This is a genomic window from Pseudarthrobacter kochi, from assembly GCF_055412805.1.
In genome coordinates this window covers 1-23,054 of sequence record NZ_JBVAYV010000020.1, presented here as the reverse complement: position 1 = coordinate 23,054, position 23,054 = coordinate 1, and the positions used below count along the sequence as shown (strand labels likewise).

The window sequence follows — 23,054 nt, the reverse complement described above, 5'->3', positions numbered from 1 at the left end:
GGGCTTTCTGGTTCCGGCAACCGACCGGCACCAGGGCTTCCCCGGAGGCGTTAGAGTTAAAAGGCATGTCTACCACCCGAAGGAGGGGCCGTTGGGAATCTTGGAGACCATCCGGAATCCGCAGGACCTGAGCAAGTTGTCCGGGGCGCAGCTGGATCAGCTCGCAGCCGAAGTCAGGGAATTCCTGATCGGCAACGTCTCCCAGACGGGCGGGCACCTGGGTCCGAACCTCGGCGTCGTGGAACTCACCATCGCGGTGCACCGGATCTTCGATTCCCCCCGCGACAGCATCGTCTTCGACACCGGCCACCAGTCGTACGTGCACAAGCTCCTCACCGGACGCCAGGACTTCAGCACCCTGCGCCAGCAGGGCGGCCTGTCCGGCTACCCGGACCGCGCCGAATCCGAACACGACATCGTCGAAAGCTCCCACGCGTCTTCCTCGCTCTCCTGGGCGGACGGGATCTCCCGGGCCCGGCAGCTGACCGGCGACGGCGACCGCTACGTCATCGCCGTCGTCGGTGACGGCGCACTCACCGGCGGCATGGCCTGGGAGGCCATCAACAACATTGCCGCGGACAAAAAGCGCCGCGTCGTGATCGTCGTGAACGACAACGGCCGCTCCTACGCCCCGACCGTGGGCGGCTTCGCGGACTACCTCGCCTCGCTGCGCCCCACCATTGATTCCTTCCGCGCCGCACCCGCCTACGAAGGCACCCTGGACTGGTGGCGGCGGAAACTCCAGAACGGCGGACCCGCGGGCCAGTTCACCTACCGCAGCCTGCATGCCCTGAAGAAGGGCGTCAAGGACTGGTGGGCCCCGCAGGGCATGTTCGAGGACCTCGGGATGAAATACATCGGCCCCGTGGACGGCCACGACCTCCAGGCCATGGAGATCGCCCTGTCCACCGCCAGGAACTACGCCGGTCCCGTGATCGTGCATGCCATGACCGAAAAGGGCCACGGCTACGCACCCGCCCGCGCCCATGAAGCGGACCAGTTCCACGCCGTCGGGATCATCGACCCGGAGACCGGCGAACCCACCGAGGTTGGCGGCGCGAAGTCCTGGACTGCCGTCTTCGCCGACGAGATCGCCGACATCGCGGACGAGCGCAAGGACATCGTCGGCATCACCGGCGCCATGCTGATCCCCGTCGGGCTGCACAAGTTCGCCGCGCGGCACCCGGAGCGGGTGTTCGACGTCGGCATCGCCGAGCAGCACGCCCTCACCTCCGCCGCCGGCATGGCATTCGGGGGACTGCACCCCGTCGTCGCGGTCTACGCGACCTTCCTGAACCGCGCCTTCGACCAGCTCCTGATGGACGTTGCCCTGCACAAAGCCGGTGTCACCATCGTCCTGGACCGGGCCGGCGTCACCGGGCCCGACGGCCCCAGCCACCACGGCATGTGGGACATGGCCATGGTCCAGATTGTTCCCGGACTGCACCTGGCCGCGCCCCGCGACGCCAGCCGGCTGCGCGAGGAACTCCGCGAAGCCGTCGCCATCGAGGACGCCCCCAGCGTCATCCGCTATTCCAAGGGCACCGTGGGTGCCGAGGTTGAGGCCGTCGAACGGCTCAGCGACGGTGTGGACGTGCTGGCACGCCGCCCCGCCGGCTCCAGCGAAAACGACGTGCTGATCGTCAGCGTCGGTGCGATGTCCGAACTCGCCCTGGACGTCTCGAACCGGCTCGGCGCGCAGGGCATCAGCTCCACGGTCGTGGATCCCCGCTGGCTGCTTCCGGTCCGGAAATCCATCGTCGCCCTCGCCTCCCACCACCGCCTCGTCATCTGCATCGAGGACGGGGTCCGCGCCGGCGGTGTCGGGTCCCGGATCCGGCAGGAAATGCGTGCCGCCGGAGTGGACACCGCTCTGAACGAGGTCGGCCTCCCGGTGGAGTTCCTGGACCACGGAACCCGCAGCCAGGTGCTCGAACGGGTCGGCTTGACCGCCCAGCAGATCACCCACGACGTCGTGGCCCAGGTCCTGGGGACCAAGGTGCCGTTCGCGCGTCCCCTCCCGGGCCAGGAACACCCCAGCACCGGCAGCCTGCCGATTCTGTGATGCACCAGGCATCGGACCAGCTTTACCAGGCCGTCAAGGCACAACAGCCACCCTTCGACGGCGCAGACCGCGAATGGTTCAGGAGAGGACGGGCATGAGCGGGATTATCCGGGTTTACAAACGCAACGACGAAGGGGTCCTCGAATTCAGGGAGGCCTGGTTCGACGAGGACTACAGCCAGTTCGTGATGAACCACGGCGTCGTCGGGCACCAGAGCAAGACGGAGGAGACCGACGTCGCGGACGCCGCTGCCGCCGAGGGCCTGATGGACGCCTTTGCTGTGCAGTGCGCCGAAGACGGTTTTGTGGAAATTCCCGAGGACGAGCAGTCCTGGGTCGTGGCCCAGTACGCCCTCAAGACCAAGGACGGCACGGACCGCGACCGCTACCTTGAGGAAAAGGCCAAGGACGCGCTCATCAGCCACCTGGCGTGGCGGGGACTCGGAATCGTGGACCGCTCGGAATTCTCCGATGCCAAGCTCAACATCTTCATCCTCACCCCGGACGTCAACAAGGCCGTCAACGCCATCAAGGTCTGCATCCGGGGCGAGGACCTGGACTTCACCAAGCTGAGCATCGGCGCCGCAGCCTTCGGCGAGACCTCCTTCAAGCTCAAGTACGCGCCGAAGCCGGCCAACAGCTTCACGCTCTAGGTAACACCTGCAAGGGGCCGGGCACGGCTCGCATCAGTTTGGGGCAACCGACTGAAAGGCAACGCCATGACGCGCAGATCCTCTCAACCAGGCAGCACCCCGCTCCCGGCGGGGCTGGCGGCGCCGGCACGCAAGTCGCTCGCGCACGCGGGCGTCGAGACCCTCGAGCACCTCGTGCAGCTCGGCCGGCGTCGGCTTGCCGGGATGCACGGAATCTGCCCGCGGACCCTTGCCCAGCTCGAGGATGCCCTGGACGAACGAGGGCTGGAACTGCCCGCAGGTTGATTCGGGGGAGCCCTGCCGCCGGCCAACCGCCCGCGGCCGGCGCTGCCCCGGAGCCGCTCCCGGCCGTTATAGGCTGAATCCCATGACTGAATACCGCCGCGTAGGAAATTCCGGGCTGACCGTCTCCGTCGTAGGGCTTGGCTGCAACAACCTGGGCCGGGCCAATACGGCGACCGAGTCGCAGGAGGGGACTGACGCCGTCGTGCATGCGGCCCTGGACGGCGGAATCACCTTCTTCGACGTCGCTGACACTTACGGCCGGGAGCCTGGCCTCAGCGAGACGATGCTGGGCAAGGCCCTGCAAGGCCGCCGCGACGACGCCGTCATCGGTACCAAGTTCGGCATGGACATGCGCGGGGCCAACGGCAACGACTTCGGCGCCCGCGGCTCCCGCCGGTACATCATCAAGGCCGCGGAGGCCTCGCTGCGCCGGCTCGGCACGGACTGGATCGACCTCTACCAGTTCCACACGCCCGACCCGCTGACCCCGATCGAGGAGACCCTCGCCGCCCTCGACGATCTCGTCACCAGCGGCAAGGTCCGCTACATCGGCCACTCCAACCGCGCCGGCTGGCAGATCGCCGAGGCCGAATTCACGGCCCGCGCCCGCGGCGGAGCCCGTTTCATCTCCAGCCAGAACCACTACAACCTGCTGGACCGCCGGGCCGAACTCGAGGTCACGCCGGCGGCCGAAGCCTACGGCCTGGGTGTGCTGCCGTACTTCCCCCTCGCCAACGGCCTGCTGACCGGCAAGTACGCCAGGGACACCGCACCCGAGGGCTCGCGCCTGAGCCACACCCGCACCAACCTGGTCCACGACGCCGACTGGGAACAGCTGGCTGCCTTCAGCGCCTTCGCGGCCGAACGGGACCTGACCGAGATCCAGGTCGCCTTCTCCTGGCTCGCGGCCCAGCCCTCGGTCAGCAGCGTCATCGCCGGAGCCACCCGGCCCGAGCAGGTCCGGCAGAACGCCGCCGCCGTGGCCTGGATCCCCAGCGCCGCGGAACGTGCCGAACTCAACGACCTCTTCCCGCGCACCCCGAAGGTCGCACTGTTCTAGATGGAGCCCGTTTCGCCGGGGACCACGGGCAGCCCCCTGCCCGGGATCCCCGCTCCAACGCAGAGAATCCTGATGGACGTCGACACCGGAATCGACGACGCCCTGGCCCTCGTCTACCTGCTCTCCCGGCCGGAGGTCCACCTCCAGGCCATCACCTGCACGGCGGGGAACGTCGGTGCCCGCCAGGTTGCGCTGAACAACCTGGCGCTGCTGGAGCTGTGCGGGCGGCAGGGCATTGAGGTGGCCATCGGCGCCGAGGTGCCGCTGGAAATTCCGCTGGTCACCACCGAGGAGACCCACGGACCGCAGGGCATCGGCTACGCCGAACTACCGGCACCCGCCCAGCAGATCTCCCGCCGCCACGCCGTCGACGTCTGGGTGGAGGACGTGCGGGCGCACCCGGGCGAAATCACCGGACTGGTCACGGGACCGCTGACCAACTTCGCCCTCGCCCTGCGCCGCGAACCGGAACTGCCGCGGCTGCTCAAGGGCCTCGTCATCATGGGCGGCAGCTTCTACTACCAGGGCAACACCACGCCGACAGCGGAATGGAACGTCTCGGTGGACCCGCACGCGGCCAGGGAAGTCTTCGCCGCTTACCGCGGAGTTCCGGAGGAGAAGCTGCCGGTGGTGTGCGCGCTGGAAACGACGGAGCGCATTGAGATGCTGCCGGATCACCTCCGCCGCCTCGGCGAAGCCGCCGGGGCCGGACCGGAACTGGTCCTGCCGGAGCAGGCTGAGAGCCTCCGCAGCTCCTCAGCCAACCCGATCGTGGCCTGCCTCTCGGACGCGATCCGGTTCTACATGGAATTCCACCGGCTCTACGAGCAGGGCTACGTGGCGCACATGCACGACGCCTTCGCGGCCTGCGCCGCCGTCGGACGCACCCCGTTCAGCACCCGGCTGGCCACGGTCGACGTCGAAACCGGCTCACCCCTGCTGGTCGGCACCACGGTGGCGGATTTCCGCGGGCTGTGGGGCCTGCCGCCCAACGCCCGGATCGTCTCCTCCAACGACCCGGAGCGGTGCTTCGAGGAGCTGATTGCCTCGGTGGGGGCGCTGGCACGGCGGAGCATGTCCTCCGGTCCGCCCGCCGCTGGTTGGGTTGGGAGCTGCGGCGGGCTTCAGGACATCTGTTGCCCGCCGCCGCTGGGGGACGCCGGTTAGCCGGGTTGTTCAGGCTGCCGGTTCGGACGCCACGCCGGGCGCCAGGAACTTCCGGCCGTTGACCCGCTCGGAGGCGCCCACCCGGTCCAGGTACGGGGTGATGCCGCCGAGGAACATCGGCCAGCGCGCCCCGAGGATCATGCAGAGGTCGATGTCCTCCGGGCCGGCGACGACGCCCTCGGCCAGCATCAGCCCGATTTCCTCGGCCAGGGCGTCCTGCGTGCGGCGCAGCACCTCCTCGCCGGTGGACGGGGTGTTGCCAAAGGACATCAGCGCGAGCGTCCCGGCCGGGATCGCGGGCTTGCCGGCCTGGACCGAGGCCGGAGCCCAGATGGACGTCACCCCGTTGTCGATCAGCTTCTGCAGGTTTTCCGACACCGTGAAGCGCTCCGGGAACGCCGCGTGCAGGGATTCCTGGACGTGCTGCGCGACCGGCAGGCCTACCATGGCCCCGAGGACGAACGGCGTCATCGGCAGGCCCATCGTGCGCAGCGCGTTATCCGCGACCTCCGCGGGGGTGCCTTCGTCGAAGGCGGCCGTCACTTCGCCCATGAGGCGCAGCAGGATGCGGTTCACCACGAACGCCGGGGCGTCCTTGACGAGCACGGCGGACTTCTTGAGCCCCTTGGCGAGCTCGAACGCGGTGGCCAGCACGGCGTCGTCGGTCTTCGGCGCGCGGACGATTTCCAGCAGCGGCATCACCGCGACGGGGTTGAAGAAGTGGAAGCCGATCAGGCGCTCCGGGTGCTCCAGGTCCTCGGCCATGGCGGTGACGGACAGTGAGGAGGTGTTGGTCGCAAGGATGCACTCGGGAGAGACGATCGCCTCGACCTCCTTGAAGACCTGCTTCTTGACGTTGAGCTCCTCGAAGACAGCCTCGATCACGAAGTCGGCGTCGGCGAAGGCGTCCTTTGACACCGATCCCGTGACGAGCGCCCGGGTCCGGTTGGCGGCGTCTGGGCTGATCCGGCCCTTCTGCTGCAGTTTGTCCACCTCGGCGTGGACGTAGCCGACGCCCTTGTCCACCCGGGCCTGGTCGATGTCCGTCATCACGACAGGCACTTTGAGCTGGCGGGCGAAGAGCAGGGCGAGCTGGCTGGCCATCAGGCCGGCTCCCACAACGCCGATCTTGGTCACGGGGCGGGCGAGCTTGCGGTCCGGCGCGCCGGCGGGACGCTTGGAGCGGCGCTGCACCAGGTCCAGGAAGGCGTAGACGGTGGAGCGGAACTCGTCCGTCTGCATGAGGTCCGCGAGGGTCTCGCATTCCAGCTCCGCGGACTGGGCCTGCGTCAGCGTCCGGTTGGCTTCCATGACCTCGAGGACCTTGGCCGGCGCCGGGGAGGCGTTGGAGGTCCGGGCCTCCACGAGCGACCGGCCGGAGGCGATGGCGGCGGCCCAGCGGGCGGCGACCTCCGGGGCGGCGGGGTCGACGGCGTTGGCACGTTCCGGGGCCACGGCGCCCGCGATGACCTGCGCGGCCCAGGCGACGGACTGCTCCACGAAGTCCGCGGGCTCGAACATGGCGTCCGCGACGCCGAGGTTGAAGGCCTGCGGGCCGTTGAGGGTTCGGTTGTTGCTGAGCGGGTTCTCGATCATCACCTTGACGGCGTTTTCCGGGCCGATCAGGCGCGGCAGGATGTAGACGCCGCCCCAGCCCGGGATGAGGCCGATGAAGGCCTCCGGGAGGGCCAGCGCCCCGGCGCCGGTGGACACGGTGCGGTAGGTGGACTGCAGGGCGATCTCCAGCCCGCCGCCCAGGGCCACGCCGTTGATGAAGGCAAAGCTGGGGACACCCAGGTTGGCCAGCGTGCCGTAGACGTCGTGGCCGAGCTGGGCCATCCAGAGACCGTGTTCGTGGCCGCTGATGGACTTGACGGTGGACAGGTCTGCTCCGGCGACCAGAAAGTAGGGCTTACCGGTGACGCCCACGCCCACGATCTCGCCGCGGGCGGCGCGCTCCTTGAGTCCTTCCAGGACGGTGCCGAGCTCGATCAGGGTGTTGGGACCCAGGGTGGTGGGCTTGGAGTGGTCCAGGCCGTTATCCAGTGTGACCAGGGCGAACGTGCCGGGGCTCGTGCCGTTGACTGCGGGGAGCTCGATGTCCTGGACGTAGGAATGCGTCACCGATTCGTTCGGAAACAGTTCGGCAAGTTTGCGGAAATCGGCGGCGCTCATGCTGCGGCTCCAGTCTCGGTGGTGGTGTATTCGGTGCCGTAGTCGGCGTGGTGCGGGTTTTCCCAGATGACGGTGGCGCCCATGCCCAGGCCGATGCACATTGTGGTCATGCCGAAGCGGACCGTGGGGTCCTCCTCGAACTGGCGGGCCAGCTGGTTCATCAGCCGGACGCCGGAGGACGCGAGGGGGTGTCCGACGGCGATCGCCCCGCCATAGCGGTTGACCCGGGGGTCGTCGTCGGCGATCCCGAAGTGGTCCAGGAAGCTGAGCACCTGGACGGCGAAGGCCTCGTTGATTTCGAACAGGCCGATGTCCCCGATGCCCAGACCGGCGTTCCTGAGGGCCTTTTCGGTGGCCGGGACCGGGCCGATGCCCATGACCTCAGGCTCAACGCCGGCGAAGGCGTAACTGACCAGGCGCATCTTGACCGGCAGGCCCAGTTCCTCGGCGGCCTCGGCGGAGGCCAGCAGGGCGGCGGTGGCGCCGTCGTTGAGGCCGGCGGCGTTGCCGGCAGTGACCCGGCCGTGCGCGCGGAACGGGGTCTTGAGCGAGGCAAGGTCCTCCACGGAGGTCCCCGGGCGCGGCGGCTCGTCCACCGTGTTCACGGTCCAGCCCTGGCCCGGCTTCATCGTCGCGACCGGGACCAGGTCCGGCTGGATCTGGCCCTTGCCGTAGGCCGCCGCCAGCTTGTCCTGGGAGGCGACGGCGTAGGCGTCGGTGCGGTCCTTGGTGATCGCGGGGAAGCGGTCGTGCAGGTTCTCGGCCGTGTTTCCCATGTTCAGGGCTGCCGGGTCCACGATCCGTTCGGACATAAAGCGCGGGTTGGGATCCGCGCCGGCGCCCATCGGGTGGTTGCCCATGTGTTCCACGCCGCCGGCGATCACGACGTCGTAGGCGCCGAAGCCGATGCCGCTCGCCGTCGTGGTCACGGCGGTCATGGCGCCTGCGCACATCCGGTCGATCGCGAATCCCGGGACGGTCCGCGGCAGTCCGGCGAGCAGGGCCGCGGTGCGGCCGATCGTCAGTCCCTGGTCGCCGGTCTGCGTCGTCGCCGCGATGGCCACTTCGTCGATCCGTTCGGCCGGCAGGGACGGGTTCCGGCGCATCAGTTCGCGGATGCACTTGACCACGAGGTCGTCGGCCCGCGTTCCGGCGTAGATGCCCTTCTCGCCGGCGCGGCCGAACGGGGTGCGGACGCCATCGACGAAGACGACCTCGCGGATGGTCCTGTTTCTTCCAACGCTGTGTGTTCCGCTGCTCGGGTGCTGGCTCACGTGCTACTCCTCATCGGGACCTGGGTGCCGGATACGCAGCCCGGGCGCAAAAGCCAAGGGCAACAGTGATCCAGGCGACATCAGACAACATGTTACTCGTCAGTAACATAGCTGGCAAGGAGTGCGGTGGCGGAAGTCCGGGCGGGCGGGCCTAGGGTGCCGTGTCGGGCTCCGTAGCGGGCGCGGATTTGGCTTCCTTGACCGGGAGCGGCTGCGGGTTCCGGAAGGCCTCGGCAATGAGCGGGGTGACAAGTTCAATCTGCCACTGGCGGGCGCCAAGGTTCGCCAGTTCCTCGGCGATGCCTTCCTCGCTGGTCTCCACCGGCGGACGCCAGGCGACGCGGCGGAGGTAATCCGGTGTCAGCAGGTTCTCCACCGGCATGTTCAGTTCCTCGGCCTTGACCTGCAGCAGGGGCCGGGCGGTGGCGAGCCTGGCGGCTGCTTCCGGGTCCCGGTCGGCCCACACCCGCGGGGGCGGGGGCGCGTTGGTGGGCAGGTGCAGGGGAGGGAGGTCCTCGAGGGTCCGGGCCGTGCTGATGCAGCGCAGCCACCGCGGTGCCTCGCGCTGGGCCGCGCGGCCGTGGAAGCCCTTGGTCCCCAGCAGCTGCGGCACGGTGGTGGGCATGGCCTTGGCGGCCGCGACGAGGGCCGAGTCGGGGATCAGCCGGCCGGGAGCGACGTCGCGCTTCTGGGCCAGCGAGTCGCGTTCAACCCACAGTTCGCGGACCGCGGCCAGCTGGCGCCGGTCGCGGATCTGGTGCAGTCCGGACGTCTTGCGCCACGGGTCGACACGCGGCGGCGCCTGTCCGGCCTCCAGGATGGCGGCGAATTCCTGTTCGGCGAAGTCCAGCTTCCCGTCGGCGACGAGCAGTTCGATGAGTTCCTCGCGCAGTTCCGTGAGGACCTCGACGTCGAGGGCGGCGTAGCGCAGCCAGGGTTCCGGCAGCGGGCGGGTGGACCAGTCGGCGGCGGAGTGTTCCTTCGCGAGGCCAAAGCCCAGGAGCTGTTCGATCACGGCGGCGAGGCCCACGCGGGGCAGCCCTGCGAGGCGGGCGGCGAGTTCGGTGTCAAAGAGTTTGTCCGGCCACATGCCGAGTTCGGACAGGCAGGGCAGGTCCTGGCTGGCGGCGTGCAGGATCCACTCGACGCCGCGCAGGGCGTCGTTGATGATGCCCAGGTCCCCGAAGGGTTCCGGATCGATCAGCCAGGTGCCGGAGCCCTCACGGCGGATCTGGACCAGGAACGCGCGCTGGCCGTAGCGGAAACCGGAGGCGCGTTCGGCGTCCACCCCCGCGGGGCCGTGGCCTGCGGCGAGGGCCGCGGCGCAGCGTTCCAGGCCGGACCGGGTTTCAATGACGAGCGGCACACCGTCGCGGGGGGCATCGAGGTCGATCACCTCGGGAACCAGGCTGTCGAAGCCGTCCACCGCGATGTGGGCTGTGGTGTCAGCGGCCTCTGTCTTATTTTGAGCTGTGTTGGTGGCCGCGCCCGCGGCGGTGATTTCCGGAATATGAGGGGTCATGATGACTTCAGTTTAGCGACAACACAGTGCTGCGGGCCGCGCATCCGCCAAAACGGAGCGGTTTGCCCACCTGTCGCGCTCCCAAACCAGCTCCCATGTCAGGCCTGTCCGCGGCGCCGGCGCGGCAGGGGCGTGACGCCTTCGGGCAGTGGGGGAAGGCCCGCGAAGGTGCAGACCATATCGGACCACGCCTCGAGGTGCGAGGTGATGTCAGGGCTGGCCGGAGTCCAGGATGCCCGGAGCTCAATGTCGATCGAATTGGGCCGGTCCGCAAGGGTTCCGAAGCTTTCGGACAGCACCCGCGTCGCGGTCCCGCCGGCTGAGCGGTACGGCGCGGCGTGGGTTTCCAGTGCCTCGACGAGCCACGTCCAGGCGACGGAGCCGAGCATTTCGTCGTTGCCCATTTCCGGTTCCAGCTGGGCGCGGATGTAGGTGACGATCCGGAATTCGCCTTCCCAGACAGCGGAGCCGTTGGGATCGTGCAGCAGGATGAAGCGGCCGGTGGCGAGTTCGACGTCGTCGCTTCCGGAGGCACGTGCCAGGGCCGCGGCCGCAGGGCCGTGCACGGCCCCCGAGGGCGCCGGTTCGCCGGGGGCGAGAACTTCCGCGCCGAGCGCGACGGCGAACGGCGCCAGCCGCGCGGGCGCCGGGATCTCCTCCAGGCGCAGTTCACTCCGGGTTCGTGCCTGCCGAAGGGTTCCCAGGGCAAAGACAAAATCTGCCGGAACCTGATCGAGTGCGTTCACAATGGAAGATTATGCAAGGGGCGCTCCCAAGCCCGGCAGGCTCGCCGCCGCTGCCCGGTCCGGGTTTCGGCGGGCGACGGCGGCGGACCTGCCGGCTGGATCAGCCGGCAGCGAGTTCGCGCTTGATGGCAGCGATGAAGGAATCAACGTCGTCCTCGGTGGTGTCGAAGGAACACATCCAGCGGACCTCGCGGGCTGCCTCGTTCCAGTCGTAGAAACGGAAGGACCTGCGCAGCCGGTCCGCCACTCCTGCCGGCAGGATCGCGAACACGCCGTTGGACTCCGTCTTCTGGCTCAGCTCGACGCCGGGGATGGACTCGACGCCGGCACGAAGCCGGGTGGCCATGGCGTTGGCGTGCGAGGCGGAGCGCAGCCACAGGTCACCCTCGAGCAGTGCGATGAACTGCGCGGACATGAACCGCATCTTGGAGGCCAGCTGCATGTTCATCTTGCGCAGGTAGATCAGGCCCTGGGCAGCGGCAGGGTTCAGCGCGATGACCACCTCGCCGAAGAGCAGGCCGTTCTTGGTGCCGCCGAAGGAGAGGATGTCCACGCCGGCGTCGCGGGTGAAGGCCCGCAGCGGCACGTTCAGGTGGGCCGCGGCATTGGCCAGCCGGGCGCCGTCCATGTGCAGCTTCATGCCCTTGGAGTGGACATGCTCAGCGATCGCCCGCACTTCGTCCGGCGTGTAGCAGGTGCCGAGTTCGGTGGTCTGCGTGATGGACACGGCCAGCGGCTGCGCGCGGTGCTCGTCGCCCCAGCCCCAGGCTTCCTTGTCGATCAGCTCGGGGGTGAGTTTGCCGTCCTCCGTGGGGACCTGGAGCAGCTTGATGCCGCCGATACGTTCCGGGGCGCCGTTCTCGTCCATGTTGATGTGCGCGGTGGACGCGCAAATGACGGCGCCCCAGCGCGGCAGCAGGGACTGCAGCGACAGCACGTTCGCGCCGGTGCCGTTGAAGACCGGGAAGCACTCGATGCCATCGCCGAAGTGCTCCTCCATCAGCTGCTGCAGCCGGGCGGTGTAGTCGTCCTCGCCGTAGGAGACCTGATGGCCCTCGTTGGCAGCGGCCAGGGCGGCCAGGACCTCGGGATGGACGCCCGAGTAGTTGTCCGAGGCAAAGCCGCGGACGGAAGGATCGTGGAGCCGCACCGCAGTGCTGGCAGGGGCAGTTTCAACTGTGCTCGTCATCGATTTGCTCACGCTTTCAGTCTAGGGAGGTCCGGGCCCCGGGGCTAAGTCCAGGGCTGCGGGTCAGGGTCTGGGACCGGCGCCCAGGAGCAGCCGCTGGCCGTTCAGGTCCGCCGCGGGGGAGGTGAAGAGCCCGACGGCGGCAGCGGCCAGGTCCTCGACGTCGGTGAAGCCCGGGAAGGTGCGTTCCGGGGACCTCGCCCGAAGGCCCGCGTCCACGAGGGCCTTCACCACGAAGATCACCGCGGCGCTGCGCTGTTCCACGGGGACGGCGTCACTGCCGGGGCCGGCGGCCCCCGATTGCCCGCGGTGGAAGCCGTCGGCGACGGCCAGGGTCCAGGCTTCGGCGGCGGCTTTGGCGGCCACATAGCTGGCGCCGCCCGCCGTCGGCTTGCTCACGGCTGTGGAGGAGACCATGGCGAAGCGCCCGGCGTCGGAGGCCGCGAGGTCGTCGTAGAAGACCCGTGTGACGTTCCGCAGCGTGCTGATGGCGCCGCGTTCCAGGAACTCCCAGTCCTCATCGCTCTGGTCGGTGATGCCTTTGGCGCCGCGCCAGCCGCCGACCAGGTGGATGACCCCGTCGATGGCCCCGCCGGTTCCGGCCAGCGCCGCCCGCACGGCGGCGTGCAGCTTCCGGACCTCCGCGAGGTCGGCGAGGTCGCACACCAGCGGCGTGATGCCGCTGCCGGCTTCCGCGGCGGCCGCCTCAATCCGGGGCCGGTCCGAGCCGACGGTCAAGACGGTGTGCCCGGCGTTGTGCAGGGCGCGGGCGGCGGCGATACCCGAAGGGCCGCTGCCGCCCGTGACCAGCACGTTCAGGGCGCGGGCGGCGCTCATCCGGCGTTCATGGGATTGATGGCTGTCCCGGTATCAGATGTACCCGTGATGCCGGCCGTGGATTCGATGACGGGGCGCATTTTCTTCTCGAGGGCCTCGTAGAACATGGACAGCGGGAACTCGTCGTCGAGCACCTGGTCGGTGAGGCCGCGCGGCGGGCCGGCCAGCGGCAGCGCATCCGGGCCCTTGGCCCACACGGAGGCCGGGTTGGGCGTGACGGTGCCGGAGATCAGCTCGTACGCGGCAAGCCAGTGTGCCATCTTGGGACGGTCGATCGAGCGCCAGTACAGTTCCTCGATCCTGGCGCCGAGTTCAACCACGACGTCGGCAACCTGGTCCCAGTCGATGCTGAGTTTGCTGTCGGTCCAGTGCAGGACGTGGTGCTGGTGCATCCATGCAAAGAGCAGCTGGCCGCCGAGGCCGTCGTAGTTGCGGACCCGGCTGCCGGTGATGGCGAAGCGGAAGATCCGGTCGAAGATGACGGCGTACTGGACCAGCTTGGCGTGCCGGCGTGCCTCGGGATCGGCGTCCTCGTCCTTTTCGATCTTCACGGATTCGCGGAAGGCGGTCAGGTCGCAGCGCAGTTCCTCGAGGGAATATAGGAAGAACGGCATGCGCTGCTTGATCATAAACGGGTCGAAGGGCAGGTCGCCGCGCATGTGGGTGCGGTCGTGGATGAGGTCCCACATCACGAACGTTTCCTGCGTCAGCTCCTGGTCCTCCAGCAGCGCGGCCGCGTCCTCGGGCAGGTGCAGCGAGGTGATGTCCGCGGCGGCGCGGAGCACCCGGCGGAAGCGGGCGGCCTCGCGGTCGGCGAAGATGGCGCCCCACGTGAAGGTGGGGGTTTCGCGGACGGCGACGGTCTCCGGGAACAGCACGGCGGAGTTGGTGTTGTAGCCCGGGGTGAAGTCGAGGAAACGGATCGGGACGAAGAGCTTGTTGGAGTATTCGCCCTCCTCGAGGCCGGCGACGAACTCGGGCCAGATGACCTCGATCAGCACGGCCTCGACGAGGCGGTTGCTGCTGCCGTTCTGCGTGTACATCGGGAACACGACGAGGTGCTGGAGGCTGTTCACGCGGTGCCGCTGCGGCTGGAAGGCCTGCAGGGAGTCCAGGAAGTCGGGCACGCCGAAGCCGCCGTCGGCCCAGCGGCCGAAGTCGGTTACAAGGAGGGCGAGGTAGTCGGCGTCGTGCGGAAAGGACGGTGCCAGGGCCTGGATGGCCGCAGCGATCGTGCGGACATGCCCGGCGGCGGATTCGTGGTTGGCGGCCTCCGGAACGGAACCGTCCTGGGCCTGGAGTGCCTGCAATGCGGTGGCGGCAGCCTTGAGCTGCAGCCACTCCGGGGAGTCGGCCGAGATCGGGGCAGTGGTGGTGATAGCGGTGGTAGTCATCGTCAGCAGGCGCCTTTCTATTTGCTGGGAGCGTCGCTCGTCAGTAGCTAAAACGAGCGTAGCAAGCAAAACAGAATCCCTAACGCAAAATTGGCTTGAGCATAAGAAAGTCTGGGGCAAGTCGGCCGCCCGGCCCGGGCCAGCTCCAGCGGCGGCGGGGCTGGCCCCCAGTTGCCCGCGGCGCTGGCGGGACCGCCGGGTGCGCGGCGTTCCGGGAACGGCCGAGGACCCCCGGTCTGCACCGCTGTTGCGGCGCCTGGCGGGGGTCCTCTGCGTAGTTGGGTCGGGCTCGGGCTACTGGCCCGCGTCGTCCGCCGAAACCAGCTTGAGGGAGACGGAATTGATGCAGAAGCGCTGGTCAGTCGGGGTTCCGTAGCCTTCGCCCTCGAACACGTGGCCGAGGTGTGAATCGCAGTGGGCGCAGCGGACCTCGACACGTTCCATGCCAAGCGTCCGGTCGTGGATGTATCTCACCGTGCCGTCCGCCAGCGGGGCCCAGAAGGAGGGCCAGCCGCAGTGCGAATCGAACTTCTCCTTGCTGGTGAAGAGCTCCGTGCCGCAGGCACGGCACTGGTAGACGCCTGCGGTGTGCGTGTCCCAGTACTCGCCGGTGTAGGGACGCTCGGTCCCGGCCTGGCGGAGTACACGGTACTCCTCCGGCGTCAGTTCCTGGCGCCACTGCTCGTCGGATTTTTCAACGGGCGGGTTGACGCTCCCGGCATCGGACCCGGCCGCGCTTGCGGCCGCGGGGGCGGTGACGGGCGAGACTTTTGGCCTGTTACTAAAGATGCTCATAGCCTCAATAACGCTCAGGAGTCCCCGATAAATCCCGATCCGGCGTAAAGATGCAGGACCGGGAGCCCGAGTTTGTCCTGCGCCTTGGTGGCCCAGTCGGTGTGGAAGGTGTCCGCGACGGCGTGCGGGCGGGTGATCACCACAGCCTGCCCGGCGCCGATTTCCTTGACCCGGGCGACCATTCCGTCGACGGCCCTGCCCTCGACGATTTCGCCGGTCACGCCGCTGCCAAGCCCGGCCAGGGCCGCGAGCGAGACGGACAGGGTTTCGGCGGCTTCGGCGCGTTCCTCCGCGGGATCGGAGTGTGCCGTCAGTTCACGGAAGGCCTTGGAGATTTCCAGCAAGGAGAGGTTCTCCAGGAAATCCACCAGCAGGTGCCGCTCGGTGCTGGCCGGAACCAGGACCACCAGGGGTACATCACCTCCGGCAAGCAGGGTTTCGATGTTGACGCGGTCGTCCGCGCCGAGGGGCTCTTCTGTCAAAATGACGATTGGATCACTCATGCCCCCAGCCTAGTCCCGCGCCGGCACGCCCGCACGGATTGGGTCCCCGTGCGCTTCCCGGTGGCCGTTCTGAACCACGGATGCCACGGTGGGCGGGGAGTTCGGTAAGAATGGTGCCATGGCTTCCTCCCCCCGCCTCCTGCCGGATCCGCGCCGGATCTCCACCGCCCGTGGACAGGCCGCCCGCGCCGCGGCTGCGCCCGCGGCCGAAGTTTCGGTCAAGGGCAGTGCCAAATGGGCGCTCGGCGGCATCATTGGCGGCAGTGCTGCGGCCGGCCTGCTGGCTGCCGGTTCCTCCGCCCTGGCCTTGTATTTCGCGCGCCGCGTGATTACTCCCGCCCGGGTCAAGGAGGAGGACCAGGAAGTCCTCGCGGTCATCCGGGGCGGGCACGGGCTGGAGGTCATCCTGGCTGCCACACCCGAGGCCACGGTCGAAGGCGTCTATGGATTGTTCTTCGACGGCGGCCGGGGACACGCCCGGATGGGCCGGATCGTGTCGTATTCGCCGGCGGAGCGCACCGTGCAGCGGGAGGTCGAGGCCGTCTACAGCGGCGACCTCAGCACGGCGCGCCGGGGCTACTGGAGCGGCGCCGCCTACCCGGACCCTGCCAGCATCGGCCTGCCCGCGGAAGACGTGGACATCGACGTCGACGGCGGGACCGCTCCGGCGTGGCTGGTCCGGGCCCCGCAGGAGTCCGGCATCTGGGCCATCATGGTGCACGGCAGGGGAGCGAGCCGGCAGGAATGCCTTCGGGCGGTCCGGACCTCCCTGGAACTGGGCATGTCCAGCCTGCTGATCTCCTACCGCAATGACGGCATGGCCCCCTCGGCACAGGACGGGCGTTACGGCCTGGGCTCCACCGAGTGGCGCGACGTCGAGGCGGCCATCGGCTTTGCCCTGGAACAGGGCGCCCGCGAAGTGGTGCTTTTTGGCTGGTCCATGGGCGGGGCCATCTGCCTCCAGACCGCGGACTTGTCCCGCTACCACCCGCTGATCCGCGCCATGGTGCTGGACGCCCCGGTCATCAACTGGGTGAACGTGCTGGCACACCACGCCGAACTCAACCGGATCCCCTCCGCGGTGGGACGGTACGGGCAGCTGATGATGAGCCACAAGCTGGGACGCCGGCTGACCGGCCTCGCCGCGCCGGTGGACCTGAAAGCGATGGACTGGGTTTCCCGGGCGGTCGAGCTGCGCACGCCGACGCTGATCATCCACAGTGTCGACGACGAATACGTCCCCTACGGCCCGTCCGCGGCCCTGGCGGAGAAGAACCCTGAGATGGTCACCTTCGAGACCTTCGACCGCGCCCGGCACACCAAGGAATGGAACGTGGATCCGGAGCGCTGGGAGCGGCTGGTCACGGCCTGGCTGGGGCAGCAGCTCGCGCCCCGCCTGAACCCGGGCCAGCCAAATCCGGCGCCCGTCTAGTTCCTGCCGGTGCCGATCCGCGCCGTGCGTGCGTCGGTGAGCCGGATCAGTTCGGCCGGGCTCAGCTCGAGGTCCAGGCCACGCCGCCCGCCCGACACCAGAATCGTGTCCAGGCCCAGTGCGCTGTCGTCCACAACCGTGGGGGAGGGCTGGCGCTGTCCGAGCGGTGAGATGCCGCCAAGCACATAGCCTGTGCGGCGCTGTGCCACCGCCGGGTCCGCCATCGCTGCCTTTTTGCCGCCCAGCGCCGACGCCATCGCCTTGAGGTCCAGGTTGCCGCTCACCGGCACGACGCCGACGGCAAGCCGGCCGTCGACGTCGACCATCAGGGTTTTGAACACGCGGGCCGGATCGATGCCGAGCACCTCCGCAGCTTCCAGCCCGTAGCTGGCCGCCGCCGGGTCATGGCTGTAGGGGTGCGCGACGAAGGGAACCCCGGCGGCCGCCAGTGCTGCGGTGGCCGGGGTTCCCTGGGAAGCCTGCTTGCGTGCCATTCTGTTCGGATATTCGGGGTGTCAGGGTGCCTGTCAGGGCTGCTGCGGGAGGGCGGCAACCTTGCGCTTGATCCGGCCCAGCATGGCGGTCATCCCGCGCATCCGGAGCGGGGTGATGGCCCGGGTGAGGCCCAGCAGCTCCGGCATGTCGTCCGGGACGGCCAGGATCTCGGCCGGGCTCAGACCGTCGAGGCCCTCGTGCAGCACGCCCGCGAAGCCGCGGGTGGTGGGGGCTTCGGGGGGTGCCTTGAAGAAGAGCCGGACGGTGTCGGCCGTGCCGCCGTCGGACTGTTCCGTTTCAATGGTCAGGAACAGCGGTGACTGGCACTCCACCACCTGCTCCATCAGTTCCGGGTGGTCCTTGAGCCGGTCCGGGAGCTCCGGGAGCTCCCGGGAGAACTCCAGCAGCAGCTGGAGCCGTTCGGGTTCGGTGACGGCCTGGAAGTCATCAACAATTTCCGCCAGTGCGGTGGGGAGGGCAGGAGTATTCATCTCTTCCAGCTTACGCACGCGCGCCGCTTGTGTCCCGATCGGCGTCCGCTGATGCGCTGGGCTACCTGGCGGCCGGTACCGTGCCGCGGTCGGCACCCTTGACGATCGGGACGCGGACGGCGTTGCCCCATTCGGTCCAGGATCCGTCGTAGTTGCGGACCGAGTCGAAGCCCAGCAGATACTTGAGCGCGAACCAGGTGTGGCTGGAACGTTCGCCGATGCGGCAGTACGCGACGACGTCGTCGTCCTCCTTGAGGCCGGCCTCGCCGAGGTACAGTGCCTCGAGCTCGGGGCGGGTCCGGTAGGTGCCGTCGTCGGCAGCCGCCCGGGCCCACGGGATGGAGGCCGCGGTGGGGATGTGCCCGCCGCGCAGGGCGCCTTCCTCGGGGTAGGCGGGCATGTGGGTGCGCTGGCCGGTGTACTCCTCGGTGGAGCGGACGTCGATCAGCGGCTTGCCGAAGTGGGCCAGGACGTCTTCTTTGAAGGCGCGGATCGGGGCGTCGTTGCGTTCGACGACGGGGTACTCGCCGGGGGTGATGGCGGGCTTGTCCGTGGTGATGGCACGGCCCTCGGCGATCCACTTGTCCCGGCCGCCGTCGAGCAGCCGGACGTCCTCGTGGCCGAAGAGCTCGAAGACCCACAGGGCGTACGCTGCCCACCAGTTGGACTTGTCGCCGTAGATGACCACGGTGCTGTCGCGGGAGATTCCCTTGGCCGCGGCGAGGGCGGCGAACGCTGCGCCGTCGACGTAGTCGCGGGTGACCTCGTCATTCAGGTCGGTGTGCCAGTCGATCTTCACCGCGCCCGGGATGTGGCCGACCTCGTAGAGCAGCACGTCCTCGTCGGATTCCACCACCACGAGCTTGCCGTCGTTGAGGGCGCCGGAGCCGATCGCGGCGGCCAGCCATTCGGTGGACACGAGACGCTCGGGGTGGGCGTACGCGGCGAACTTCTCGTTCTGCTCAACGGGGTAGGGCATGGGGATGGCCTTTCACTGAAACGGTCAGGAGGCCGGGCCATGGAAGGATCGAACGCGGCGCCGGGCCTCCTCCAACACTAGCCACGCCCCGCCGGGATTGCCCCTCCCGGTTCACTCTCGGAAATATGGCCTTCGTCACGTGCTGTCCACCCCGGGCCCGTGTGCCGACAGGGGCCTGCGCTTTGCCGGTATTCTTTCTGGGGACAAGAGACCAGCAGAACGGACCACCTTGGTACAGATCGAACAGCTCGCCGCCCGCACCCCGGCAGTTTCAGTGGATGAACTCCTCAACGGGTTTTATCCGTCGCCGCGCTTTGGTGAGGTTTCGTTTTCCAGCTACCGGCCGGATCCGTCCCAGCCCAGCCAGGCCGCCGCGGTCAGGGCGCTGGAAGGTTTTGCGGCCAACGTCGGCGCGCGCGACGGCGACGGGCTCTTCAAGCGCCTCTTCGGCAAGAAGGATACGTCCCGCGCCGGGATCTACCTCGACGGCGGCTTCGGCGTCGGCAAGACCCACCTGCTCGCCTCGCTCTGGCACGCCGCGCCGGGTCCGAAGGCGTTTGGCACCTTCGTCGAATACACCAACCTGGTCGGGGCGCTCTCCTTCCGCAAGACCGTCGAGGCCCTGAGCCACTACAAGCTGGTCTGCATTGATGAATTTGAGCTCGATGATCCGGGCGACACCGTGCTGATGTCCCGGCTCATGCGCGAACTGGCCGACGCCGGTGTGAAGCTTGCGGCCACCTCCAACACCCTGCCGGGTTCTCTCGGCGACGGCCGCTTTGCCGCCGTCGACTTCGCCCGGGAAATCCAGGTACTGGCAGACCAGTTCGACGTCGTCCGGATCGACGGCGAGGACTTCCGCCACCGCGGCCTGCCCGCCGCGCCGCAGCCGCTGCCGAACGATCAGTTGACCCACCACATGCAGAATGAGTTCCATGGCAAGACGGTGGCGCGCGATGAGTTCAGCACGCTGATCAACCACCTGGCCGGCGTCCACCCGAGCCGCTACCGGCAGTTGCTGGACGGGATAGAGGGCGTGGTCTGGAAGAACGTCCACACCATCACCGAGCAGGCAGTGGCGCTGCGCTTCGTGGTGCTCGCAGACCGGCTGTACGACAAGGATGTGCCCATCCTGGCCAGCGGCGTGCCGTTCGACCAGCTCTTCACCGATGAAATGATGACCGGCGGGTATATGAAGAAATACTTCCGGGCTGTCTCCAGGCTCACCGCGCTGGCCCGCGAGGGCCAGAGCCGCGAACCCTCCTAGCGTTCCTGCGGCACCAACAACAGCAACGCGGGGTCACCTACGGCCCATCCGGTGCATCCGGATGGGCCGTAGGTGACCCCGCGTTTCTTCGTTAAATACCCTCAAGCGAGGCGGCGCAAAAGGAGCTTTGGTGCCCTTAAATGCCGGAGGTGCCGGTGCCGCCTCTCGGCGGGACCGGCACCTCGCTGACGTATCTGGGTCAGAGGCCTGGCTGGCGGGGTTCCCCGGCTACGGGGGGTTCACCGGCTACGGGAGCCTGATCGGCGACCGGGGCCGTGTTCGGCTGGTCGTTCGCCTTGTCCACGAAGTCGGAAGCGCCCCGCTGCACGGCATCAATCTTGTCGGCGTGCTTTCCGCCGGTCTTCGAGTCGACGAAATCGCCGGCCTTTTCGATGCCGTCCTTGATGGCTTGTTCGTTGCCACCAATAATGTGCTGAGCCTTGCCCTTTAGATCGTCAAGTAAACCCACGGGCACCTCCCTTCGGTCGCGGAGCCAGATCGCTCCTTGCGGTTTCTACCCTAGCGGGAGGCCGCGGGGGTGCCAAGGGTGTCCGCCCGCAGAGTAAAGACTGGAGGACCAGGTGCACAGGGTAGAAGGACCTGCAGTGCACGAAAAAAGAGCAGCCCCGGGGGAGCTGCTCTTGTGGTGGGCGATACTGGGATCGAACCAGTGACCTCTTCCGTGTCAGGGAAGCGCGCTACCGCTGCGCCAATCGCCCGCAACCCGGAAGGATCCGGAGTGGAGTTGTAATGAAGAGAGCGGACGACGAGATTCGAACTCGCGACATCCACCTTGGCAAGGTGGTGCTCTACCAGCTGAGCTACGTCCGCATTTTAGTCCATGCCGGCTGGGCCGGTGGTACTGCATCAAGCAAGTTGCCTTGCTTTGGTGGGCGATACTGGGATCGAACCAGTGACCTCTTCCGTGTCAGGGAAGCGCGCTACCGCTGCGCCAATCGCCCCTTGCATCCGATCTAAACCGGAAACCAGGGTTTTCACCGAGGTGGGTACGGGATTCGAACCCGTGTATACGGCTTTGCAGGCCGCTGCCTCGCCTCTCGGCCAACCCACCGTGTAGATAGGATTCCGAAGAACCTTACCGTGACAGTGTCCTGCGAGCGGACGACGAGATTCGAACTCGCGACATCCACCTTGGCAAGGTGGTGCTCTACCAGCTGAGCTACGTCCGCATTTTAGTCTGCAATTCCCTGCCGCAATCGGCATTTCCTCGCGTTCCAACGAGTAAGAACTCTATAGGAGGTTCAGGGAACTTACAAATCGGGACGACGACGGCGGACGCCGGGACCGCTGCATCCTTGTGTTCTAGGGGTTTTTACTAATTACAGCCATGTAATTAGGCGCCGTTTTCACAACGCCGCCCAGGCGGCCCCGTGCCCGGCCGGACTTCGGCGGGGCAGCCGCGGACGACGTATCGAGGGCCAAGAGCGCATCCAGGCCGGCCGATTTCTGAATTCCGCCGGGGTGGACTAGCATTCAATGGCATTGGGGCGATTGGCGCAGTGGTAGCGCGCTTCGTTCACACCGAAGAGGTCACTGGTTCGAACCCAGTATCGCCCACCCAATGAATGGTCCGTTCCGCTCACACAGCGGGGCGGACCTTTCTTGTTGATGCCCACTGTCACACCCCCGTGAAAGAGTCTTGCCATGACCGCCCCACTTCTTGCCCACGCCACGGATTACGGCCGGATGTATGCGCGCTCCACCTCGGAGCAGTTCTCCGTGCCCTCCATCACCACCGTTATTGGCCAGCAGCCCCACGGCCTGGACGGCTGGTTCGGGTACATGGGCGCCAACAGCCTCGCCCAGGACCCCACCCTGCCAGGCATCCTCGGCAGTCCGGCCAAGGTGCGCCAGGCGGTGAGCCGTGCTGCCAAGGCGGCGGAGACCTACCGCGACGACGCCGCGAAGCGCGGGGACCGGGTGCACAACTACTGTGAGCAGGTGGCCCTGCGGGCCCTGGGCCGTCCGCACCAGATGAAGGAAACCCGCGAGGCCCTCGCCGCCAATGGTGAAGAAGCCTTTGCGGCCCGGTTCGACGAGTGGTGGGAACTCTTCCAGGTGGAGCCGATCGCCCCGGAAATCACGGTCTGGAACAAGACCGTCGGCTACGCCGGCACCCTGGACCTTGTCGCCAGGATCAACGGCCGGACCTGCCTCATCGACTACAAGACCAAGGGCACCAGCCGTGATGGCACCGTCAAACCGCTGGATGACAAGGTGGTCATGCAGCTCGTGGCCGGCATGAAGGCGGAGGAAAGCCTGGTGGATCCGGTGGCAGGGGAGTGGGAAGCCTGGCAGCACGGCGAATCCCCGATCCTGCTGGCGGTCGCGATCGGGCAGACCGAAGTCCGTCCGCTGCGTGCCAACCCCGAAGTCCTCAAACACCACTGGTGGAAGTTCTGCGCGCTGCGGCGCGTCTGGGAAATGTCCGCCGACACCACGGCAGCCGGAACGGCCCTGCTCCCACTCCTCCCGCCGCCACTCACGCGGTAGCCCCAACACTGGCCGGGATCGGCGACGCACCCCTCGCCTGTCATGCGGGTCCCCGCCCGCTTGCGACTTTTCGGCCCAAAGTCAGCCGGGGGTGTCGAGGTTGGCGGGGCGGAAGTAGTGGTTGCGTCGGGGTTTTTGGCGGGGGTCAAGGTGTGGTGGCGGGATGAACCAGGGGATGCCGGTACGGACCTGGATGCTCCAGTGTTCCTTGT

Annotated in this window: 21 protein-coding genes and 6 tRNA genes; 9 read left to right on the top strand and 18 right to left on the bottom strand. The window is 68.0% G+C overall.

The features are described from left to right. The first annotated feature begins 91 nt into the window (after window positions 1–91). From dxs to ACZY0Y_RS11365, 5 genes are all read left to right on the top strand, one after another. A complete protein-coding gene (dxs, locus tag ACZY0Y_RS11385) occupies window positions 92–2,065 on the top strand; it encodes a 1-deoxy-D-xylulose-5-phosphate synthase (RefSeq protein ID WP_463958071.1) in 1,974 nt (657 codons plus the stop codon). 94 nt (window positions 2,066–2,159) lie between these two features. Beyond that, a complete protein-coding gene (locus ACZY0Y_RS11380) occupies window positions 2,160–2,717 on the top strand; it encodes a hypothetical protein (protein ID WP_463884434.1) in 558 nt (185 codons plus the stop codon). A 66-nt stretch (window positions 2,718–2,783) separates the two neighbouring features. Continuing rightward, entirely contained in the window at window positions 2,784–3,002 is a 219-nt protein-coding gene (locus tag ACZY0Y_RS11375) for a helix-hairpin-helix domain-containing protein (protein ID WP_463884438.1), read from the top strand. A gap of 82 nt (window positions 3,003–3,084) precedes the next feature. After that, window positions 3,085–4,062, top strand: coding sequence for an aldo/keto reductase (locus ACZY0Y_RS11370; protein ID WP_463884440.1), 978 nt, complete (start codon window positions 3,085–3,087; stop codon window positions 4,060–4,062). 72 nt (window positions 4,063–4,134) lie between these two features. Beyond that, window positions 4,135–5,229: a nucleoside hydrolase gene (locus ACZY0Y_RS11365; RefSeq protein WP_463958069.1), complete on the top strand. Its 1,095-nt coding sequence runs from the start codon at window positions 4,135–4,137 to the stop codon at window positions 5,227–5,229. Between the two features lie 9 nt (window positions 5,230–5,238). Here ACZY0Y_RS11365 and ACZY0Y_RS11360 read toward each other — a convergent pair whose 3' ends face one another. The 9 genes from ACZY0Y_RS11360 to ACZY0Y_RS11320 form a co-directional block, all read right to left on the bottom strand. After that, the gene (locus ACZY0Y_RS11360; protein ID WP_463958067.1) at window positions 5,239–7,404 is read right to left on the bottom strand and encodes a 3-hydroxyacyl-CoA dehydrogenase NAD-binding domain-containing protein; all 2,166 of its coding nucleotides are present in this window, start codon (window positions 7,402–7,404) and stop codon (window positions 5,239–5,241) included. Next, on the bottom strand, window positions 7,401–8,678 hold the full coding sequence (locus ACZY0Y_RS11355; RefSeq protein ID WP_463958066.1) for a thiolase family protein: 1,278 nt from the start codon (window positions 8,676–8,678) through the stop codon (window positions 7,401–7,403). The genes ACZY0Y_RS11360 and ACZY0Y_RS11355 overlap by 4 nt, the downstream gene beginning before the upstream one ends. Before the next feature lie 151 nt (window positions 8,679–8,829). Continuing rightward, window positions 8,830–10,200, bottom strand: a complete 1,371-nt coding sequence (locus ACZY0Y_RS11350; RefSeq protein ID WP_463884448.1) for an HRDC domain-containing protein — start codon at window positions 10,198–10,200, stop codon at window positions 8,830–8,832. Window positions 10,201–10,298: 98 nt separating this feature from the next. Continuing rightward, complete coding sequence (locus ACZY0Y_RS11345; RefSeq protein ID WP_463884466.1) at window positions 10,299–10,949, bottom strand: DUF3000 domain-containing protein; 651 nt, start codon at window positions 10,947–10,949, stop codon at window positions 10,299–10,301. A 97-nt stretch (window positions 10,950–11,046) separates the two neighbouring features. Beyond that, window positions 11,047–12,135: a threonine aldolase family protein gene (locus tag ACZY0Y_RS11340; RefSeq protein ID WP_463884468.1), complete on the bottom strand. Its 1,089-nt coding sequence runs from the start codon at window positions 12,133–12,135 to the stop codon at window positions 11,047–11,049. A gap of 63 nt (window positions 12,136–12,198) precedes the next feature. Further along, window positions 12,199–12,972: an SDR family NAD(P)-dependent oxidoreductase gene (locus ACZY0Y_RS11335; protein ID WP_463958064.1), complete on the bottom strand. Its 774-nt coding sequence runs from the start codon at window positions 12,970–12,972 to the stop codon at window positions 12,199–12,201. Continuing rightward, the gene (locus ACZY0Y_RS11330) at window positions 12,969–14,366 is read right to left on the bottom strand and encodes a DUF6421 family protein (RefSeq protein WP_463958062.1); all 1,398 of its coding nucleotides are present in this window, start codon (window positions 14,364–14,366) and stop codon (window positions 12,969–12,971) included. The genes ACZY0Y_RS11335 and ACZY0Y_RS11330 overlap by 4 nt, the downstream gene beginning before the upstream one ends. 294 nt (window positions 14,367–14,660) lie before the next feature. Beyond that, entirely contained in the window at window positions 14,661–15,161 is a 501-nt protein-coding gene (msrB, locus tag ACZY0Y_RS11325; protein ID WP_463884454.1) for a peptide-methionine (R)-S-oxide reductase MsrB, read from the bottom strand. Between the two features lie 14 nt (window positions 15,162–15,175). Then, entirely contained in the window at window positions 15,176–15,664 is a 489-nt protein-coding gene (locus ACZY0Y_RS11320; RefSeq protein WP_463958060.1) for a hypothetical protein, read from the bottom strand. A 118-nt stretch (window positions 15,665–15,782) separates the two neighbouring features. On the opposite strand from ACZY0Y_RS11320, the gene ACZY0Y_RS11315 reads away from it, so the two are divergent. Next, window positions 15,783–17,096 carry an alpha/beta hydrolase family protein gene (locus ACZY0Y_RS11315; RefSeq protein ID WP_463958058.1) on the top strand — a complete coding sequence of 438 codons (1,314 nt, stop codon included), beginning with the start codon at window positions 15,783–15,785 and terminating at the stop codon, window positions 17,094–17,096. On the opposite strand, the gene ybaK is transcribed toward ACZY0Y_RS11315, so the two are convergent. From ybaK to ACZY0Y_RS11300, 3 genes are all read right to left on the bottom strand, one after another. Further along, the gene (ybaK, locus tag ACZY0Y_RS11310; RefSeq protein WP_463884458.1) at window positions 17,093–17,590 is read right to left on the bottom strand and encodes a Cys-tRNA(Pro) deacylase; all 498 of its coding nucleotides are present in this window, start codon (window positions 17,588–17,590) and stop codon (window positions 17,093–17,095) included. The genes ACZY0Y_RS11315 and ybaK overlap by 4 nt on opposite strands. A 33-nt stretch (window positions 17,591–17,623) precedes the next feature. Further along, a complete protein-coding gene (locus ACZY0Y_RS11305) occupies window positions 17,624–18,082 on the bottom strand; it encodes a SufE family protein (RefSeq protein WP_202129104.1) in 459 nt (152 codons plus the stop codon). Between the two features lie 61 nt (window positions 18,083–18,143). Continuing rightward, window positions 18,144–19,061: a sulfurtransferase gene (locus ACZY0Y_RS11300; RefSeq protein ID WP_463958057.1), complete on the bottom strand. Its 918-nt coding sequence runs from the start codon at window positions 19,059–19,061 to the stop codon at window positions 18,144–18,146. 229 nt (window positions 19,062–19,290) lie between these two features. On the opposite strand from ACZY0Y_RS11300, the gene zapE reads away from it, so the two are divergent. After that, window positions 19,291–20,328: a cell division protein ZapE gene (zapE, locus tag ACZY0Y_RS11295; RefSeq protein WP_463958056.1), complete on the top strand. Its 1,038-nt coding sequence runs from the start codon at window positions 19,291–19,293 to the stop codon at window positions 20,326–20,328. A gap of 199 nt (window positions 20,329–20,527) precedes the next feature. Here the strand turns inward: zapE and ACZY0Y_RS11290 are convergent, their stop codons facing one another. The 6 genes from ACZY0Y_RS11290 to ACZY0Y_RS11265 all read right to left on the bottom strand — a co-directional run bounded on the left by ACZY0Y_RS11290 (window position 20,528) and on the right by ACZY0Y_RS11265 (window position 21,518). After that, on the bottom strand, window positions 20,528–20,797 hold the full coding sequence (locus tag ACZY0Y_RS11290) for an antitoxin (RefSeq protein ID WP_463958054.1): 270 nt from the start codon (window positions 20,795–20,797) through the stop codon (window positions 20,528–20,530). A gap of 175 nt (window positions 20,798–20,972) precedes the next feature. Then, a tRNA-Val gene (locus ACZY0Y_RS11285) sits at window positions 20,973–21,047 on the bottom strand. 39 nt (window positions 21,048–21,086) lie between these two features. Then, a tRNA-Gly gene (locus tag ACZY0Y_RS11280) sits at window positions 21,087–21,159 on the bottom strand. 56 nt (window positions 21,160–21,215) lie between these two features. Further along, window positions 21,216–21,290, bottom strand: a tRNA-Val gene (locus ACZY0Y_RS11275). A 39-nt stretch (window positions 21,291–21,329) separates the two neighbouring features. After that, window positions 21,330–21,400: transfer RNA gene (locus tag ACZY0Y_RS11270), tRNA-Cys, on the bottom strand. A 45-nt stretch (window positions 21,401–21,445) separates the two neighbouring features. Beyond that, window positions 21,446–21,518, bottom strand: a tRNA-Gly gene (locus ACZY0Y_RS11265). A 316-nt stretch (window positions 21,519–21,834) separates the two neighbouring features. On the opposite strand from ACZY0Y_RS11265, the gene ACZY0Y_RS11260 reads away from it, so the two are divergent. Next, a tRNA-Val gene (locus ACZY0Y_RS11260) sits at window positions 21,835–21,906 on the top strand. Window positions 21,907–21,993: 87 nt separating this feature from the next. Next, window positions 21,994–22,842 (top strand): cytochrome, encoded by an 849-nt coding sequence (locus ACZY0Y_RS11255; protein ID WP_463886672.1) that lies wholly within the window; start codon window positions 21,994–21,996, stop codon window positions 22,840–22,842. The last annotated feature ends 212 nt before the right edge of the window (window positions 22,843–23,054 follow it).

Excerpts from the sequence above, each read along its gene's own strand:
- msrB (WP_463884454.1), bottom strand. The coding sequence starts at position 15,161 with ATGAGCATCTTTAGTAACAGGCCAAAAGTCTCGCCCGTCACCGCCCCC.
- ACZY0Y_RS11380 (WP_463884434.1), top strand. The coding sequence starts at position 2,160 with ATGAGCGGGATTATCCGGGTTTACAAACGCAACGACGAAGGGGTCCTC.
- ACZY0Y_RS11305 (WP_202129104.1), bottom strand. The coding sequence starts at position 18,082 with ATGAATACTCCTGCCCTCCCCACCGCACTGGCGGAAATTGTTGATGAC.
- ACZY0Y_RS11350 (WP_463884448.1), bottom strand. The coding sequence starts at position 10,200 with ATGACCCCTCATATTCCGGAAATCACCGCCGCGGGCGCGGCCACCAAC.
- ACZY0Y_RS11360 (WP_463958067.1), bottom strand. The coding sequence starts at position 7,404 with ATGAGCGCCGCCGATTTCCGCAAACTTGCCGAACTGTTTCCGAACGAA.
- ACZY0Y_RS11335 (WP_463958064.1), bottom strand. The coding sequence starts at position 12,972 with ATGAGCGCCGCCCGCGCCCTGAACGTGCTGGTCACGGGCGGCAGCGGC.
- ACZY0Y_RS11300 (WP_463958057.1), bottom strand. The coding sequence starts at position 19,061 with ATGCCCTACCCCGTTGAGCAGAACGAGAAGTTCGCCGCGTACGCCCAC.
- ACZY0Y_RS11330 (WP_463958062.1), bottom strand. The coding sequence starts at position 14,366 with ATGACTACCACCGCTATCACCACCACTGCCCCGATCTCGGCCGACTCC.
- ACZY0Y_RS11315 (WP_463958058.1), top strand. The coding sequence starts at position 15,783 with ATGGCTTCCTCCCCCCGCCTCCTGCCGGATCCGCGCCGGATCTCCACC.
- ACZY0Y_RS11375 (WP_463884438.1), top strand. The coding sequence starts at position 2,784 with ATGACGCGCAGATCCTCTCAACCAGGCAGCACCCCGCTCCCGGCGGGG.
- ACZY0Y_RS11340 (WP_463884468.1), bottom strand. The coding sequence starts at position 12,135 with ATGACGAGCACAGTTGAAACTGCCCCTGCCAGCACTGCGGTGCGGCTC.
- ACZY0Y_RS11365 (WP_463958069.1), top strand. The coding sequence starts at position 4,135 with ATGGACGTCGACACCGGAATCGACGACGCCCTGGCCCTCGTCTACCTG.
- ACZY0Y_RS11320 (WP_463958060.1), bottom strand. The coding sequence starts at position 15,664 with ATGAGTGATCCAATCGTCATTTTGACAGAAGAGCCCCTCGGCGCGGAC.
- ybaK (WP_463884458.1), bottom strand. The coding sequence starts at position 17,590 with ATGGCACGCAAGCAGGCTTCCCAGGGAACCCCGGCCACCGCAGCACTG.
- ACZY0Y_RS11255 (WP_463886672.1), top strand. The coding sequence starts at position 21,994 with ATGACCGCCCCACTTCTTGCCCACGCCACGGATTACGGCCGGATGTAT.
- ACZY0Y_RS11370 (WP_463884440.1), top strand. The coding sequence starts at position 3,085 with ATGACTGAATACCGCCGCGTAGGAAATTCCGGGCTGACCGTCTCCGTC.